This window comes from Ensifer sp. ENS03, from assembly GCF_014852035.1.
In the GTDB taxonomy this organism is placed as follows: Bacteria; Pseudomonadota; Alphaproteobacteria; order Rhizobiales; family Rhizobiaceae; genus Ensifer; species Ensifer adhaerens.
The window spans coordinates 137,906-153,804 of sequence record NZ_JACVAV010000008.1 but is presented as its reverse complement, the minus strand read 5'-3'; the positions used below and the strand labels follow the sequence as shown (position 1 = coordinate 153,804).

Below are 15,899 nucleotides of genomic sequence, written 5' to 3'. Positions count from 1 at the left end.
GCCATATGTTTTTTTGCAGTGCAATGTCGCCGCGCTCGCCACCGGTTTGAGACCGGGGATGAGCGCAAGCAACAACCAAGATGACGTAAGCAACAACTAAGAGGAGTAGCATATGGCCACGTTGGAAGGCGGCGCGTATGATGACGCCCTTTTTGGCTCACGCTTCGACGACTTCATCCATGCCCGTGCTGGCGATGACTTCGTGAACGGAGGCAATGGCGACGACACCATTTTCGGCGACGAAGGTGATGACATGCTGTTCGGCGGTAACGGCAGCGATACCCTGTTCGGCGGCTGGGGCGACGATGTTCTCCATGGCGACAACGGGAACGATGTCCTGTTCGGCGGCCAGGGCAACGACCTGCTCTACGGCGACAACGGCAACGACATTCTCATTGGCGGCGACGGTAGCGACCTGCTGATGGGCGGCCGCGGCAGCGACATTCTGTTCGGTGGTGCCGGCAACGACATCATCAACGGCGGCCAGGGCGACGACGTCATGACCGGCGGTGAAGGCAGCGACGTGTTCGTGTTCGACGGTGGTGGCGGCAACGACGTCATCCTCGACTTCACGCCCGGCGAAGACCTTCTGCAGATTTCGAAGGACATCAACGGCCTCGACATTTCGTCGCCGGAAGATCTGGCATCGCGCGTCACCCAGGTTGGTGGCAACGTGGTCATCGACTTCGGTCATGGCGATACGCTGACGCTCGTCAATGCGGACGCCGACGACATCCAGGCGAACCCGAACCACTACTTCACGATCCATTGAGATTGACTGGCGCGCCCCACTTCCTCCCGTGGGGCGCCCTCCCTTTTCGTCCTTCAGGAGTAGCGCGTGACGGCAGACGACCGTATCAGAAGCTTCGGCCTCGACTTCACAAGTGCCGCAGCTTTCAGGCTCGGCTTCGACGTTGCTGTGCTGATCTGGGACGCACCTTCCGAACTCCCGGCAAAGACCAAATACGCCCTTACTGCGTCGCGTTCCCTCGTACCTCTCGTCAGCATGGCGCTTCCGCGCGCCCAAGGTGGCCAACGGATCTTCTGGGCGATGCGCCCCGGAAACGACCGCGAACTCGGCGAAATCGCGGCGGACGGCGAGATCTTGCAGACGGTGGTTCTGGAACCGACCGCCAAGCTCCCTTTCCTCGATCTGGCGGCCCAGCTTTCCGATCTCCAGCCCGAAGGTCGTCTCAAGTTTCTCAACAATCTACTGACGGTCTGGCGAAGCGCGTTTCGCCTGTCTCGTGACGAGTTCTTTATTGGCCTCGTCGATGACGTGATCCACGCCCTGAACCTTGGGCAGCGCCCCGCAACCATCGCCTGTCGGCTCGCGCATGGCCGCTATCTGGCAGAGACGACCGTCAATGCCGAGCTCGGCGAGATCAACGCCATCTATGCGCTCGGCGCCGAGGCGATTTTGCCGCTGCCGCAGCAATTCGCCGTAACCGGCCGAACCGAGCGCGGCCAGCGCCGCTGCCATTTCGTTCTAGAATCGCCGCGCGCGCCCCAGGCGCTCTCACTCATCATCATGGGAAAGCGCGGTATCGCCGTGCGCGAGCTTTCGCCGCGCGGTTCCCGATATCCCAACCTCCAGCAATGGTGGCCCGAGCACGGCGCAGCGCCGGGCTTGCGCGAGTTCGTCGTGCGGTCCTTGAGCGAGGTTCCGGAAAGCGGGACGGCCCTTGCGATCGACCTGCAGCTTCGCTCCGCCCTGCCGGCAAAGCAGGCGGGCAAGTCGGCACTGCATCCGGGTGCTGAGATCGACCTCGCCCTTGCCATGTCGGAAGGCCTGCTCATCGGCGGATGGAAGCGGGACGCGAACGGCGTCCTTGCCGGCATCGACTATCTCCAGGAAGACGGCACGGCCTTGCCGCTCGATGGCAACTGGTATGAATTTCCGGGCTGGGCCCGCGGCGCCGAAGAAGGCTCCAAGACCGACGTGACCGGTTTTGTCAGCTGGCTGCCGATGCGCGATCCACTTGGTCCCCTTCTTCAGCCGCGCTTCCAGTTGCGGCTGGCGTCGGGCGCAGTCAAGCCGCTGGTGCCAAAACCGCAACCCTTCGATCCTGCAACGCAACGCAACCGCATCCTGCGTGCCGTTCCACCCCAGCACGCCAACGATCAGGCATTCCGCACGATCCTTGCGCCGGCGCTGAGAGACGTGGAGCAGCGACTGGGCAAGACGATCAGGGTCGACCAGACCAAGGACTTCGGCCCGATGATGGCCGCGCCTCTCGTCTCGATCGTCGTTCCCCTCTACCGCGTGCTCGACTTCCTGCGCTTCCAGCTGTCGGGACTTGCGACCGATCCTTTTGTCGCGGCCAACGCCGAGATCATCTACGTGCTCGATTCCCCGGAGATCCACGACGAGACGGAACACCTGCTCGGTGGCTTCCATCTGCTTCACGGGCTTTCGATGAAGCTCGTGGTGATGAACCGCAACGGCGGCTATGCCCGCGCCTGCAATGCCGGTGCGCGCTTTGCCCGCGGTTCTGTCATCGTCATGCTCAACTCGGACGTCGTTCCCTGCGGGGCCGGCTGGCTGGAAAAGCTTGCGCTGCCGGTGCTGAAGGAAAAGTCGATCGGCGCCATCGGCCCGAAACTGCTGTTCGAGGACGGCTCGCTGCAGCATGCGGGCCTCTATTTCGCCCGTAACAAGCAGGACATCTGGCTCAATCACCATTTCTACAAGGGCATGCCGGGCGCCTATGCGCCGGCGCAGGAAATGCGCAGCGTGCCCGGCGTCACCGGCGCCTGCCAGGTGATGCGCAAGGAGGTGTGGGACCTCGTCGGCGGCTATGCCGAGGACTTCGTCATTGGCGACTACGAGGACAGCGATCTCTGCCTCAAGATCCGCCAAGCCGGCTTCGACATCGTCTATGAGCCGGCAGCCTGTCTCTATCATCTGGAGCGGCGCTCGATCAGCCGCAGCCAGGATTACACGCGCGGCGTCGCCAGCCAGTACAATGCATGGCTGCATACCGAGCGCTGGAACCAAGACATTACCACCCTGATGCCATCCTACCTCGGCGCCGAAGAGGCGGCAGCGCCGAGCACCCGTAAGCCTGCCGCCAGGAGCGCCGCATGAACCAGCCCGCACTTCGCCACGCAGACAACCGAGAGCCGGCCTGGCAACAGAACGAAGACCGTATCGAAGGCATGCTTCAGACGGTTCTCACCAATCGTTTCCTGCCGCAGCCGGACCAAAACAGCGTCTTCGTCGGAGATGGCAACTACCGGGCTGTCGGCGCGGAGTTTCTCGGCCACTTCATTCGCATGGGCGGATTACAGTCGAAAAGCAGCGTGCTCGACATCGGCAGCGGCATCGGCCGCATGGCAGTTCCGCTGACGCAATATCTCGATAGCGATCACGGGCGCTATGTCGGTATCGACCCGGTGGAAGGCGGCGTCACCTGGTGCCGTCAATCCGTCACGCCGGTCTATCCGAATTTCACCTTTCAGCATGTCGACATCGCCCACGAACTCTACAACCCGTCAGGCAGGATCAACGGCAAGGCGCTGAAGCTACCCTACCCGGATCGACAGTTCGACTTCGCCATCATGACGTCGATCGTCACCCATCTGCCGCCGGACGAAGTGCTCGTCTATTTCAGCGAGATCAACCGGATGCTGAAGCCGGGCGGACGGCTTTTCGTTACCGCCTTCGTGGTCGACGGCATCGCCGCGAAGGATGAACACGGCCGGCGGGACCCCCGTCTTGCCTTCGTACGCAGCGGCGACGGCCCCTGCTGGTTCGTGCCCGGCCTGCCGCCGCTTGCCGCCGTCGGTTTCGACGACGGCTTCCTCGACCGGGCGCTGGAGCGGGCAGGCTTCACGACGGTCCTGAAATCGCTCGGTCACTGGCGGGGCCAAAGTGCCGGTCACTACCAGGATGTCTTCGTCGCCGAACGTCGGAGTGTGAGCGGATGAAGAAGCGCATTCTGGTCGCCGCGCACAACCATCCGGCGCTTCACCCCGGCGGCACGGAGATTTTCGCGCACGACCTCTTCCGCGCCTATCAGCGGGCCGGTCACGAGGCGCTCTTCCTCGGCGCCACCAACCAGACCCACCGCCAGGTGCGGCCCGGCACGAGCTTTCAGGCGATCGGCCCCGAAGGCGACGAGGTGCTGTTGTGGTCCGGCCATTTCGATCGCTTCTTCATGAGCCAGATCGACCTCTATGGCGTCGTGCCTGACCTTACCGAGCTTTTGCGCGATTTCCGGCCGGATGTGGTTCACATCCACCATCTGCTGCTGCTCGGCGCGGAGTTTCCGCACATCGTCCGCCGCACCCTGCCCGACTGCCGGATAGTGATGACGTTGCACGACTACTATCCGCTTTGCCATCACGATGGGCTGATGGTGCGCACCAGCGGCAAGGAGCTTTGTCACAAGTCGAGCCCCGACCGTTGCCATAGCTGTTTCAAGGACATTCCGCTCGATCGTTTCGTGTTGCGCGAGCAACATCTCAAGGCCTTGCTCCGGGCCGTTGATCGCTTCATCTCGCCGAGCCAGTTTCTGAGGCAACGCTTTATCGACTGGGGTCTTAACGGCGACCAAATCGACGTGATTGCCAATGGCCTGCCGCCACGAGACGCGCCGTCGCGCAAGGGCCAGCCGGAGAACGATCGGCCGGTCTTCGGCTATTTCGGCAATCTCAATCCGTGGAAAGGCACGTCCGTGCTTCTCGAGGCTGCGCGGCAGCTGATCGACGAGGGCTTGCGTTTTGAGCTGCGGGTGCACGGGGGCGCCCCCTTCCAGGCCGACAGTTTCAAGGACGAGATCGCCCGCCTCTTCAAGAAGACGGCGCCTTCGGTCCAGCAGCGCGGCGCCTACAGGCGCGAGGACATCGGCGAGCTCATCGCGGCGGTCGATTGCACCATCGTGCCTTCGATCTGGTGGGAGAACGCACCGCTCGTCATCGGCGAGGCGCAGTCCCAGCGCAAACCGGTGATCGCCAGCAATATCGGCGGGATGGCCGAAATGGTGCAGGACGGCGTCAACGGCATCACCGTCTCGCCAAACGATCCGCGTGCATTGGCTGCCGCCATGCGCCGCATGGCGGAAAGCCCTGACCTTCGGCGCCGACTTTCGGCCAATGCCCGCAAGCCCAACGATATCGATACCACTGCCCGGCGCTATCTCACGCTCATCGACGCGATCGAGCCCCGAGAAACCGTCGCCGCCTAGAGGGAAGACCATGTCTGTAGCAGCCGACAAACCGGACGTCGCACCGGAGCAAAACAATGCAAAGCCGCTGAAGGGCCGCGTGGACGCGATCGACCAGGGCCGCGTCTTCGGCTGGGCCTTCGACCCGGAAACCCCGGAGAAGCGGCTTGCCATTCGCGTGCTTCTCGACGGCAAGGCGATCGCCGAGGCGATCGCCGACCGCAACCGGCCCGATCTCAAGCGCAACGGGATTGGCGACGGCAACCACGCGTTTGAAATCGCGTTGCCTGAGATGGCGAGCGCGCGCAGCGGCGAACTCGTCGTGCTTGCGGCGACGGGCAAAGGCGGCGAACTGCCGCTTCGTGTTCCCAAACCCGATGAACAGGCGGCCGAAGCGCTGATTGCAGCACCGCTTGCAAAAGTGCTCGACAAGCTCGACGTGCTGATGGCAGCGCAACGGCAATTGCAGGTCTCGCAGCGTTCCGCCCTGCGGTCGAAAGTTGACGACGGCGATGAAGCCGAAAGCCCCGGGCTTGCGGCAATCAGCGACGATGTCGCGAACCTCCGCGGAGAGATCACCCAACGGTTGACCGATCTCGACGTCCACCTGATGCGGCTCGACGGTGTAATCGCGGGCATGGAAAAGAGCCTCAACGCACTGAAGCAGCGCTCGAACGGCGATTTGAAGCCCGCGTTTCTGCTACTCTTCGTGCTTGCGGGCTTTGCGGCAGGCGCGATCCTTTCCGTCTTCCTTCGGACCTGAGGCGCATCTCATGCCCAGTTCGGAACTCAGCCTTTCCGCAAGCCCAGCACCGCTTGGCCGCATCGCGCGTAGTGGACGGATCATCGCCTGCCCGATCGACGAGACACTGTTGCTCGTTATCGGAACCGGTGGCCCGATGGCCGATCAGTTGCCGGTTGAGATCAATGAAGATGCGTCAAGCCAGGTCATGGCGTCGGTCGTCGGCTGGCGGCTGGCGGCACCCCAGTCTTCCGCCACGCATGGCTTCGCCGCGCTGTTGCCGGTCGAAGGTTCTGAGCGGCTGCCGACTACCCTGCGCTTCGGCAAGGCGGGTAACGGCAAGCGCTATATGGTTGCGCCACGCACTGTTTCGATCGGTGAAGTCACGGCGATGCTGAAGGATTTTGCCGGTCCGCAGTTTGTCCATGTCCTCGGCCGTCTGGTCGACGTGCTGATCAAGCCACCGCATGCCGATCAACGGCTCGCGGCCATTACGACCCTGCTTAAAACGGGAGCGGCGAGCGACGGATATATCGAACTGCTCGGCGAGGGCCATGACGGGACCATCGCCCTGAAAGGATGGGCGCACGACCTGCCCGCCGGCGTCTGCCGGGCGATCGTCAAGAGCGAGGATACCTTCCTTGCCGATTGCAACGTCGCCATTTTCCAGCGCAACGACGCGCCTGACGGCTCGGCCGGCTTTGTCGGCCTCCTGTCCGCAAACGATCTGCCCCGAGCGCGCGACATCAAGGGCATATTCTATCGCGGCCGCGGCGCCTGGCGTTATGTCGGGCTCCACGAACGCCGGGTCGTGACCGGTCCGCTCGAGACACCCGGCCATATCCGCGCGATGCTGCTCCAGAGCCAGAGCTCGCCCCAGGTCATGCTTCGCCTGCGCGATGCCGCCAGCGGATACGATGGCACCGAGACGATCTCAAGCCTTCCCGTTCCTGTCCGCCTTGGCGTGGATGCACTCTACCAGGGTGAGGATGGTGCCTTCCTGATTTCGGGCTGGCTTTTAGACCCTGATGGGTATGTTGAAAGCGTGCGACTTTGCCGACAGGGCGGCGGAGCGCGGCTGGACGCAGCCTGGACCCGTACCGAACGATCCGACGTCGAAGAGGCCTTCGTCGATCGGCCGGAGTTCAAAAGCGCGATTTCCGGCCATCGCCGGTCCCATGGCTTTATCGGTCGCGTCGAGGCGCTTGGTGGCGAGGCGGAGGGACCAATTCACCTCGAACTCACCCTCAGAGATGCCCGCCGCGCCTACATGCCACTTTTCCCCGTGCGGCTGCCCGCACGCGCCGCCGCCCTACGGCTTCTTGGCTCGATCGATCCGACAAGCTGGGCCCTGCCCGATATTATCGACCGACAGATCGTCCAGTTTCTGACGGCGGCGCGCAACACCGCACCGACCATCGAGACCGTTGTCGACATGGGCCCCTTCGACCAGGCCGAGGGTACCGCCATCCTTCTTGTCGCCGGAGAAACCGAAACGGATTTCGCACCGCTCCTGGGGCTGCTCGCGCTTGATCCGCAAACGCGCCGGGCCCCGATCGCGCTCGTGCTGCAGACCGAGCGGTTCCGACGATACGCGGTCCACATCCGTCAACTCTCGGAATTCTATCGCTTGCCGCTGCGGCTCGTCTCCGTCGAAGGCGCCGGCGATGCCGGCGACCTGGCGCAAGCGGCCGCCGAAAGCATGAACAGCGACGCGGTCGTTCTGCTTTCCTCGTCGCTGACGCCAGCCAATGCCGGGTGGTATCAGGCACTCGTTTCCGCTTACGAGGCAAAGACGGGAAGCATCATTTCTCCGACCCTTGCCTATGAGGATCACTCGATCCGCTGGGCCGGCAGCACGTCGCTTGATCGCCCCGACCATCTGCAATCGAGCCGCTACGCCGGCTATCCTGTCGGCGCCGTCAATCGCCTGAAGCTGACCCGGGTCGCAACTGCATCGCTCGATTGCTGCATCCTGCCGCGTGAGGCGCTTTTGGAGGACGCTGGCCTGTCGCAGACCTATCTCGGCGCAGCGCTGAAGGGCCTCGATCTTGCCCTTCGCCTGAGCGGCAAGGGCTATGAAGCCTACTGGCTTCCTTCCCTGCAGATGGTCGGATCGGACGACATGCCCGGAGCGGGCTCTGCCGCCACAGCCCGGTTCGTGGAGCGTGTCGATCGGACGCTCTTCCGCGCCCGATGGATGCCCGCCTCCGAAACCGCCCAAACATTCTTCGAGGAGACTGACGCATGAGCGAAAAACTCCGCGTACTGGTGGTCTCCCATGGCCACCCGACCCATTCGCTTGGCGGGGCCGAAATTGCTTCGCATGGCCTTCACAAGGCGCTGAACGGCCTGTCGGGCGTGGAATCGATCTACCTTGCCCGTGTCGGCAATCCGGTTCCGCGCCATGGCGCCTCCGCGCTGATGAGCCTGCGTCTTGCCATGGACGAAGTGCTCTACCACGCCGAAGACTTCGACCATTTCTTCCTCTCCAACGGCGATACGGACGCGATCCGCCGCGACCTCTTGCGCTTCGTCGGCGACATCAAGCCTGATGTCGTTCACTTCCATCATATTCTCGGCTTCGGCCTGGAAGCGCTCTACGCCGTTCGCGATGCTCTGCCCAAGGCGCGCATCGTCGTGACGTTCCACGAATATCTGCCGATCTGCCACAATCACGGGCAAATGGTGAAACGCCCTTCGGGCCAGCTTTGCAACGGCGCCTCACCGATCAGTTGTCACACGTGCTTCCCTGAAATCCCGGTGTCGCGCTTCGTTCGCCGCGAACAGTTCGTGCGCGGCATGCTCAATCTCGCCGATGCCTTCATCGCGCCGAGCGCCTTTCTCGCCAACCGCTATGTCGAGTGGGGGCTCGAAGCTGCAAAGATCTTCGTGATCGAAAACGGCATCGTCATGGGCGACAAGGCGCCAGCCCGCGAATTGCCGTCGCCGACGGCCCGACGCAACCGCTTTGCCTATTTCGGGCAGATGACACCGTTCAAGGGCGTTCACGTGCTGATCGACGCGGTATCGCGCGTGCCCGACGACATCTGGGGCGATGATTCCTCGCTGATGATCTTTGGCGGGAACCTCGAGCGTCAGCCGAAGGACTACCAGGAGAAGGTGGCAAAACTGATCGAAGACGCCGGTCGTCGCGTCCGCTTCTACGGCGCCTACCAGAACCAGGACATGCCGCGGCTGATGCGCTCGGTTGACTGGGTGGTGATGCCCTCGGTCTGGTGGGAAAATTCTCCCGTCGTCATCCAGGAAGCATTGCATCACGGCCGGCCGATCCTGTGTTCGGATATCGGCGGCATGGCCGAAAAAGTTCGCGACCGGCTGGATGGCTATCACTTCCGCGCCGGCAGCGCCCAGGATCTGGCCGACCGCCTTATCGACGTTTTGAGCGCGCCGCGCTCATGGGACAATCTTCGGGCAACGCTTAGGCGGCCGACAAGCCATGTCGATTGCGCGCGCGAGCATGTGGCGCTCTACCGCAAGATGCTGAAGGGCGAGCAACCGGCTGCGCCGAGCGCCGCAGTGGCCTGAGATAGACCCGAAGCCCACACTGCTCAGCCAGATTGCGAAGCACGACCAAGAGCGCCCTGGGCTTCGGCTACTTTCGAAGCCGCGGCGCCCGACCCCTTGTCGTTGCCCCACCAATGATGAAAGTGATGCACTGGCCCATGCCCCTGTCCGATGGTCAGGCCATCGGCCGCCACCAGAGCGGCATGCAAGTAGGCCTTGGCTGCCACAACCGCATCGTCAATTGGCATGCCCTTGGCAAGCCCCGAGGCGATTGCTGCCGAGAGCGTGCACCCGGTGCCGTGATCATTCCTTGTTTCGATCCGCGGCCGTGACAGGTTGAGGACGTCCTCCCCGCTATAGAAAATATCGATCGCGTCCTTGCCCTTGGCATGGCCGCCCTTCATCAGAACTGAACGCGCACCGAGCTTCAGAAGCATCTCCGCCTGACGCGCGACCTCGCTTTCGGTTTCGGCGATTGCGCGTCCGGTCAACAGCGCCGCCTCGGGCAGGTTCGGCGTCAGAATGAGCGCCAGCGGCAACAACTCCTCCTTGAGCGTCGCGATCGCGTCGGGGCGCATCAGATGATCGCCGGAGGTTGCCACCATCACCGGGTCGATGACAGCCAGCCGGTCGTAGCGCTTCAGACCAGCCGCGATCACTGCGATCGTCTCGTGCCGCGAGACCATGCCTATTTTCACCGCTCCCACGGCGAGATCCGAAAACACCGCGTCGATCTGAGCCGTAACGACGGTCGGGGAGATATCTGCAACCGCAGAAACCCCACGGGTATTCTGCGCCGTGACCGCCGTGATCACGCTGGCGCCATAAACGCCCAGAGCCGAGAACGTCTTCAGATCCGCCTGGATGCCAGCCCCGCCACCGGAATCCGAACCTGCGATGGTAACGGCAATCGCAGTCATCGGACCACCCGAATGAGGCTTGAGCCTTCTATAACTGGTTCAAAAACAGACAGCAGCAACGCGATCTCCCGCAAACGGACTTTGACCCGAACAATGGGCGCGGAGACGGCTGGTGAGCAGAAGGGCCCTCGCCGTTCCTACGCCGGTATGATCCGGATCAGGTTCAAGGGTCTGGCTCACCGCCATCTCAGCACCGTGACAGTGCGCCCCTCGGCAAGAAGAATGCTAGGGGCGGATGATTGGGGATGTCAATGGTCGAAGTTTGGAACTCGAATGCGTGGTTCGATGCAATTCGCGAGAAATCCAAGCTTTCACAAGGACAAAAAAGGCCCTATTGCCGTGAGAGCGCAAGGAGCCTTTCGTCTGAGCGTTCGAATTCACAGACGCGCCCACATTACTTTTTTCATCCGACAAGGCAAGCGGCAAGCACCCGCATGCATCTCAGGAATCAGAGAATGCCGGGGTCCATAGTGGCTGGATACACCGGGCGCGGCACGGAGTCTGGCTCGATCCTCAACCTCGATCGTTTGGGGGTGTCGCCTTCAACGTTGTAAGCCTGTGCTTAAGCCTTCCTGCTTATGCTGAGTGTCCGGTCGAAAGTGGGGGCAGTTCAGGGGTCTATGGACCGCTTACGGTGCTCCCCCCGAACAAAGGAGGCGTTCACGATTTGGGATTTATGAGGCTAGTTCAGAGCCACTATAGTTCACAGCGAGGTCCAAGAGTTGTAAGGGTGCCGCACCGCCCCAGAGCTGGTGCATATCAGGGGCCGCAAAGAGCGAGTGCTATGATTACGAGTGGCGACAGTTTCAGAATTAGATCACGTGATTTTCGGTTCACAGATCACTCATTAGACGAAATCAACCAGGAGATATTCGAAGTCAACCAGCTTGCTGAAGAGGTCGGCGGAGTTTTCTATCCCGGCGCAGACGACTCTAGAACTCTCGTGCTTTTCGCTGGTTACATGGAGAAATTCGCAACTTTGAGCTTCGCACGGTATGTTAGTTGCAATGTCCTGGCCCTGCAGGACGTATCCAGTCCCTGGTATCAAGGCTCATCAACACTGCCACCAATCCTCGACCTTACCCGTATCCTCGAAGATGATTTGAAGAATCAAAAGCTCTATCTATTCGGTCAGGCCTCCGGCGCATATGCCGCGCTGGTGGCGTCCAAGAATCTGACGGAAGCCAAGATCATCGCCGTTTCTCCGCACTCATTTTCGGACGCAGACTTAAAGCGGAGAATAAGATTCGGCGCGGGGATAGCACCTTGTGTCACTCCAGACGGGTTGCTTGACCTTGTCGATTTTTTACATGATGCCGACGAAAGTAGCGATCGTGTCGTAATATGTTCGAGCTCTGAAACTAACAACCCCGCGCGTGACTATTTCTGGCTTGATCATTTGCATGCTCTAAGATTGGCTCATCTCTCGGCCGTGCGAGTTTTTGTCGCTAATTCTACTAGACACTCTTTCGCATTCCAGAATGCCCAGATTTTCGCCACCACGCTTCAGGCAGCCATCCATTCACGGGACACTTGGGACGCAATTATGGATCGGTGTTTGTTCAACATTTCTGTGCAGCCGGCCTAAGCGAAGATTGGCCGAATTTCGTACGAGGGACGCATGAGTTTAACTGGGATCGTCGACTGCATTTCTTTTCCGTCAACCATATCGGGCTGGGCGTATGCCCATGACAACCCATCGGAGGAGATCCAGATTACAGCGCTAAGGCATGGGCAGCCGCTTTCAGGGCGTTGCGTTTGGGGCCGGCAGCGGGAGTTTTTAGACTTAAACGGCGGTAAGATTGGCTTTTCGCTCGAAGTAGACGACACAATCACACCTGATGCAGTAGCCGCGGGGCAAATCACATTCGAAGCGAAGAGCGAAACGCATCCTGCGACGGCAATTCAGATCTGGAATGAGTTTCTCGCATTCTTGAAGAACATCCTCATCTTCAGCGAGGGTGGAGTGCCCACAGATTTTTCGGACGCAAAATTCAGCGAAACCGTCAAGTGGCTAAAGCGTTCCAATTTGCGAATGAATGGGGAGTGGTACGAACGGTTTGTCTCTTCTGTTAACTACATTGGGCGCAGCATTCATGCGCCGCACCCCTCGCCCTCCGAGGTGTCGTCTATAACAGTACTCGGCGGCTTGCGATCAATCGACGGCTCAGCCCTGTTGATCCCCGGTGGGCACGCGGTCCTTATTGGAGGGTCGAATCGAGTCCAGGAAATGTACGCGGCAAGTGAACTCGATGATGACGCTGTGTCCAGGTTAAAGCAATGGGAGAAGATCCTTCGAAGGCGGGCTGAACAACTGCTTCCTTCATACAAATACGTACACCTAACGATTCCCGAGAAAACGTCGTCCCTGAGAAACCTTGTGAATTTCCACATTCCTGAGAGGTCGTTTGTCTACGGCCAGATCGAGAACTTGTTTTCACAGGCACAATATTACCTATCAACTTTCGACTTGCTCGACGGGCAGCAGGACTATTTCCGCAAACTAGATACGCACCTATCACCGAAGGGTAGCTGGGAAGTTGTCAAATGTGTTCTCGACAGATTTGGAATTGAGTTGTCGCTCCGACCTGAGTTCACGCAAGGATTCTTTACCCTCGGCGATCTATCGAACCGCTTTTTTGATGTTGCCGCCTACGATCACCTCATGGAAACCAACGCTGATTTGTTTCATCAACCCCGGCTCATCATGTCCAAAGATGCCGACCGTCCCGGTGGCCATATTGGAATCCGGCGTCACTGGCTGAATGATTCAGCACCTGTGAACGCTAAGTTGTTCGTCGCAGGAAACTCTTTCTGCGGCTTGGGTGAAACTCAATCTACACTGAATTGGTGGTTTTCCAGGATTTTCCGCGAAGTTTTTTTTGATTTCAATCCTAGCCTAAATATGGATCTTTGTCGTTCCACCTCTCCTGACTATGTCCTTACTCAGACAATCGAGCGGTTTCTTTCAGCAGTTCCAATCGAATGACCCTTAATCGCGATCTCCATGCACGCCTCTTAAGGGCCCTTCTTCGGGAGGGCCCGGCTCGTCATAACCTCTTACTCCGAGGGTTGCTCGGTAGCGACCAGCTGACAGCGTCTGACTTGAATCTCCAGAACATGGGGGCTTCGATACTGAACGCTGCCCAGCGATGAGAATACGGGTCAGGGTTTGGTAGTCGAGCGGATCGCGGGGGGCTGACGATCGAAAGGATGCGCGTGCTTTGGTCGATCGAGGAAACGGTGAAACGGTGCCAGGCCAGAGCCCTGATGTTCGCGTTGCCGCCCGCCAAGATTCTTCCGCTGCATTCGTTGCCGATCTCTATAAGCTCTGGCAGGACACGCTGCCCCGCATCTCCGGAAAATCAAAACTCGCCGATGCGATTCGCTATGCCTTAGTCGGCGTGAAGCTCTCGAACACTTCCGCCACGACGGGCGCGTCGAAATAGTCTCCAACATCGTCGCGCGTGCCATCCGGCCCCAGGCAAGCGTCCGAAAAAATAGCCTATTACCGGAAATGCCAGCGGCGGAAGAACATGGGCAAGGCTCTCCACTCTCATCCAGACCGCCAAGACGTAACCATCCGGCCAGGGCCGCAGGCTAAGCAGCCTGATGTTGTCGGGATTTCGGTGGCTGCCAATTCCACGGGAGAAATTGCTCGAGCCTGGTGATCGAGGATCGAGGTGTCGGCGAGCCACGCTTGTGGATCGATGTCATTGAGCTTGGCGCTCATGATCAGCGTTGCCATGAATGCGGCGCGATCAGCACCACGGTCGGAGCCGGCAAAGAGCAATGCCTTCCTGCCCAGAGCGAAGCCGCGCAACGCCCGTTCGGCGGCGTTGTTGGTGAGGCAGATCCGGCCATCGCCGAGGAAGGATGTGAAGCCGTCCCAGCGCTTCAGCATGTAATCGATCGGCTCGGTGACCGGTGAACTGCGAGACAGCTTTGTTCGCTCAGATCGAAGCCAGGCCTCAAGCTCATCAGCGAGCGGACGGCTGTCCTGCTGAGTCGTTGCAGCCGGTCGTTGGCCGAAAGTCCGTTGATGTCGCGCTCGATGTCGAACAGCGCGTCGATGCGCTTGACCGCCTCGAGCGCAACCGGCGAGATCGCGGCAGCATTCTTTCCGCGTTTGGCGTTGGCGGCGATGTCGACAAGCAGGAAGAACTTGCGCCGCGAATGCGCCCAACACAGCGCCTGGGTCAGCGGACCAGGATCACGATCCACCTTAAACAGCGGATTGTAGCCGCTGACCTGAGAGCCTCGAGCGCATTGCCAACGGCTGGCCAAGCAGCGAAATCGACGCGCTGATGCCGTGGAACTACGCCCGCTGAACGGCCTCAACTTGCCGCTTACGAAGTAACGGCCTCACTCCTCACTTCACCTTCACCGCATACAACGTACAACCCTTGTCGTGCCCCATAAGAAAACCCCGCTCTACGGCGGGGCTTAAAAACGTCGCGGTTACCTGTCGGAGGCTACCCTTTGCGCATCCAGAATGATTGACCAAGGATTCTGCCCGTAGCAGGCTTGATATTGTCGTGCTGCAACAGCGGTTGGAGTGGTTCGTAGACGCGAGGTCGTTGAGATACATAATAGGCGGGAAACACGATCTCATCCCCGCCGCCCCCCCCAGAAAGATAGGCCATAAGCATGTATTGCTCCGAGTAATGGCGCGGTAGCCAACTCTCCGGATAGTCCTCATCAGGATAAAAGATATCGTGGATACCGTAGAGCATGCCTTTCGGCAGGTTTGGCAAAATTTCACCAAAGAACACCGCAACATCCCCGCCCTGATCAACGCGATGACTGCTGTCGAAAAAGAAAATGTCATCAGCAGTGAAACCGTCGAAGAAGGAACGATCAACGTCCTGAAAGGGAAAGCGCATCACCTCGTCGCATATCTCGTTGATTTCATCACGCGGATAAGGGTCGATCGAGATCAGCTTGGTATCAGGGCTGAAGTCTTTGATCGCGCGCCTGGCAAACTTCGTTGAGAAACCGGATCCGACCTCAATATAACGCTTCGGTTTGTTGGCGGCGATTAAACAATAAGTGGAAATCGCATCCACAAATGGAAACCACGGGTTTCTCCAACTAGGGTTTGTCGAGATGTCCGCCTGATCTTCGATTTCCATGGCCAACGAAAAATACGGAGAGAAGTCCAAGAGCATTCGAAAGTACTTTTGCTCATGACCTTCAAACCATTCTAAATCTCGCTTGATATTCGGCAGATTCGCGTAGTTCCTCTTCTTGGTAAGATGGCCATACTCAAACTCGACAATCTTACCTTCCTTGATTTTAGCGGTGATCCCGTCGATAAACCGGTAGGCGGTATCAAGTTCGGCGCGAACCGCCTTCACTTCATCATAAGGTTCCTCCGCAATCTTAGCAGGTACCTGCTCCCCGTCTTCCATGGCGCTCCTCCCATCATGGCGTATGACTTTATGGCAGGCGTGCTGTAAACCAGTCAACCATACGGCGCGTGCGCGCCGGCCGAACTCCGCGGCATCTATCCAATCACGGTCTTGTCGACATCAA

The 15,899-nt window shown here is 59.9% G+C and carries 11 protein-coding genes, 2 pseudogenes and 1 riboswitch; of the genes and pseudogenes, 10 read left to right on the top strand and 3 right to left on the bottom strand.

The window, feature by feature from the left end:
• Window positions 1-112: 112 nt before the first annotated feature.
• From IB263_RS24680 to IB263_RS24650, 7 genes are all read left to right on the top strand, one after another.
• Entirely contained in the window at window positions 113-772 is a 660-nt protein-coding gene (locus IB263_RS24680) for a calcium-binding protein (protein WP_192439198.1), read from the top strand.
• 66 nt (window positions 773-838) lie between these two features.
• Window positions 839-3,091, top strand: coding sequence for a glycosyltransferase family 2 protein (locus IB263_RS24675; protein ID WP_192439197.1), 2,253 nt, complete (start codon window positions 839-841; stop codon window positions 3,089-3,091).
• A complete protein-coding gene (locus tag IB263_RS24670) occupies window positions 3,088-3,933 on the top strand; it encodes a class I SAM-dependent methyltransferase (protein ID WP_113189757.1) in 846 nt (281 codons plus the stop codon). Before IB263_RS24675 ends, IB263_RS24670 begins: the two co-directional genes overlap by 4 nt.
• On the top strand, window positions 3,930-5,192 hold the full coding sequence (locus tag IB263_RS24665) for a glycosyltransferase family 4 protein (RefSeq protein ID WP_192439196.1): 1,263 nt from the start codon (window positions 3,930-3,932) through the stop codon (window positions 5,190-5,192). Before IB263_RS24670 ends, IB263_RS24665 begins: the two co-directional genes overlap by 4 nt.
• A gap of 10 nt (window positions 5,193-5,202) precedes the next feature.
• Entirely contained in the window at window positions 5,203-5,934 is a 732-nt protein-coding gene (locus IB263_RS24660) for a hypothetical protein (RefSeq protein WP_192439195.1), read from the top strand.
• A gap of 10 nt (window positions 5,935-5,944) precedes the next feature.
• Complete coding sequence (locus IB263_RS24655; RefSeq protein ID WP_192439194.1) at window positions 5,945-8,164, top strand: hypothetical protein; 2,220 nt, start codon at window positions 5,945-5,947, stop codon at window positions 8,162-8,164.
• Window positions 8,161-9,462 carry a glycosyltransferase family 4 protein gene (locus IB263_RS24650; RefSeq protein ID WP_192439193.1) on the top strand — a complete coding sequence of 434 codons (1,302 nt, stop codon included), beginning with the start codon at window positions 8,161-8,163 and terminating at the stop codon, window positions 9,460-9,462. The genes IB263_RS24655 and IB263_RS24650 overlap by 4 nt, the downstream gene beginning before the upstream one ends.
• Window positions 9,463-9,485: 23 nt before the next feature.
• Here the strand turns inward: IB263_RS24650 and thiD are convergent, their stop codons facing one another.
• Entirely contained in the window at window positions 9,486-10,361 is an 876-nt protein-coding gene (thiD, locus tag IB263_RS24645) for a bifunctional hydroxymethylpyrimidine kinase/phosphomethylpyrimidine kinase (RefSeq protein ID WP_192439192.1), read from the bottom strand.
• A 117-nt stretch (window positions 10,362-10,478) separates the two neighbouring features.
• A riboswitch (TPP riboswitch) is annotated at window positions 10,479-10,582 on the bottom strand.
• A 563-nt stretch (window positions 10,583-11,145) separates the two neighbouring features.
• On the opposite strand from thiD, the gene IB263_RS24640 reads away from it, so the two are divergent.
• The 3 genes and pseudogenes from IB263_RS24640 to IB263_RS24630 all read left to right on the top strand — a co-directional run.
• On the top strand, window positions 11,146-11,949 hold the full coding sequence (locus IB263_RS24640; protein WP_192439191.1) for a hypothetical protein: 804 nt from the start codon (window positions 11,146-11,148) through the stop codon (window positions 11,947-11,949).
• A 33-nt stretch (window positions 11,950-11,982) separates the two neighbouring features.
• A complete protein-coding gene (locus IB263_RS24635) occupies window positions 11,983-13,350 on the top strand; it encodes a hypothetical protein (RefSeq protein ID WP_192439190.1) in 1,368 nt (455 codons plus the stop codon).
• A gap of 212 nt (window positions 13,351-13,562) precedes the next feature.
• A pseudogene (locus IB263_RS24630) lies at window positions 13,563-13,940 on the top strand (transposase); the annotation flags it as partial.
• Here IB263_RS24630 and IB263_RS24625 read toward each other — a convergent pair.
• Both IB263_RS24625 and IB263_RS24620 read right to left on the bottom strand, forming a co-directional pair.
• Window positions 13,918-14,585, bottom strand: a pseudogene (locus IB263_RS24625) (IS66 family transposase). The pseudogenes IB263_RS24630 and IB263_RS24625 overlap by 23 nt on opposite strands.
• A 251-nt stretch (window positions 14,586-14,836) precedes the next feature.
• Complete coding sequence (locus IB263_RS24620; RefSeq protein ID WP_192439189.1) at window positions 14,837-15,775, bottom strand: class I SAM-dependent methyltransferase; 939 nt, start codon at window positions 15,773-15,775, stop codon at window positions 14,837-14,839.
• Window positions 15,776-15,899 lie beyond the last annotated feature (124 nt).

Excerpts from the sequence above, each read along its gene's own strand:
- IB263_RS24680 (WP_192439198.1), top strand. The coding sequence starts at position 113 with ATGGCCACGTTGGAAGGCGGCGCGTATGATGACGCCCTTTTTGGCTCA.
- IB263_RS24670 (WP_113189757.1), top strand. The coding sequence starts at position 3,088 with ATGAACCAGCCCGCACTTCGCCACGCAGACAACCGAGAGCCGGCCTGG.
- IB263_RS24665 (WP_192439196.1), top strand. The coding sequence starts at position 3,930 with ATGAAGAAGCGCATTCTGGTCGCCGCGCACAACCATCCGGCGCTTCAC.
- IB263_RS24660 (WP_192439195.1), top strand. The coding sequence starts at position 5,203 with ATGTCTGTAGCAGCCGACAAACCGGACGTCGCACCGGAGCAAAACAAT.
- IB263_RS24655 (WP_192439194.1), top strand. The coding sequence starts at position 5,945 with ATGCCCAGTTCGGAACTCAGCCTTTCCGCAAGCCCAGCACCGCTTGGC.
- IB263_RS24650 (WP_192439193.1), top strand. The coding sequence starts at position 8,161 with ATGAGCGAAAAACTCCGCGTACTGGTGGTCTCCCATGGCCACCCGACC.
- thiD (WP_192439192.1), bottom strand. The coding sequence starts at position 10,361 with ATGACTGCGATTGCCGTTACCATCGCAGGTTCGGATTCCGGTGGCGGG.
- IB263_RS24640 (WP_192439191.1), top strand. The coding sequence starts at position 11,146 with ATGATTACGAGTGGCGACAGTTTCAGAATTAGATCACGTGATTTTCGG.
- IB263_RS24635 (WP_192439190.1), top strand. The coding sequence starts at position 11,983 with ATGAGTTTAACTGGGATCGTCGACTGCATTTCTTTTCCGTCAACCATA.
- IB263_RS24620 (WP_192439189.1), bottom strand. The coding sequence starts at position 15,775 with ATGGAAGACGGGGAGCAGGTACCTGCTAAGATTGCGGAGGAACCTTAT.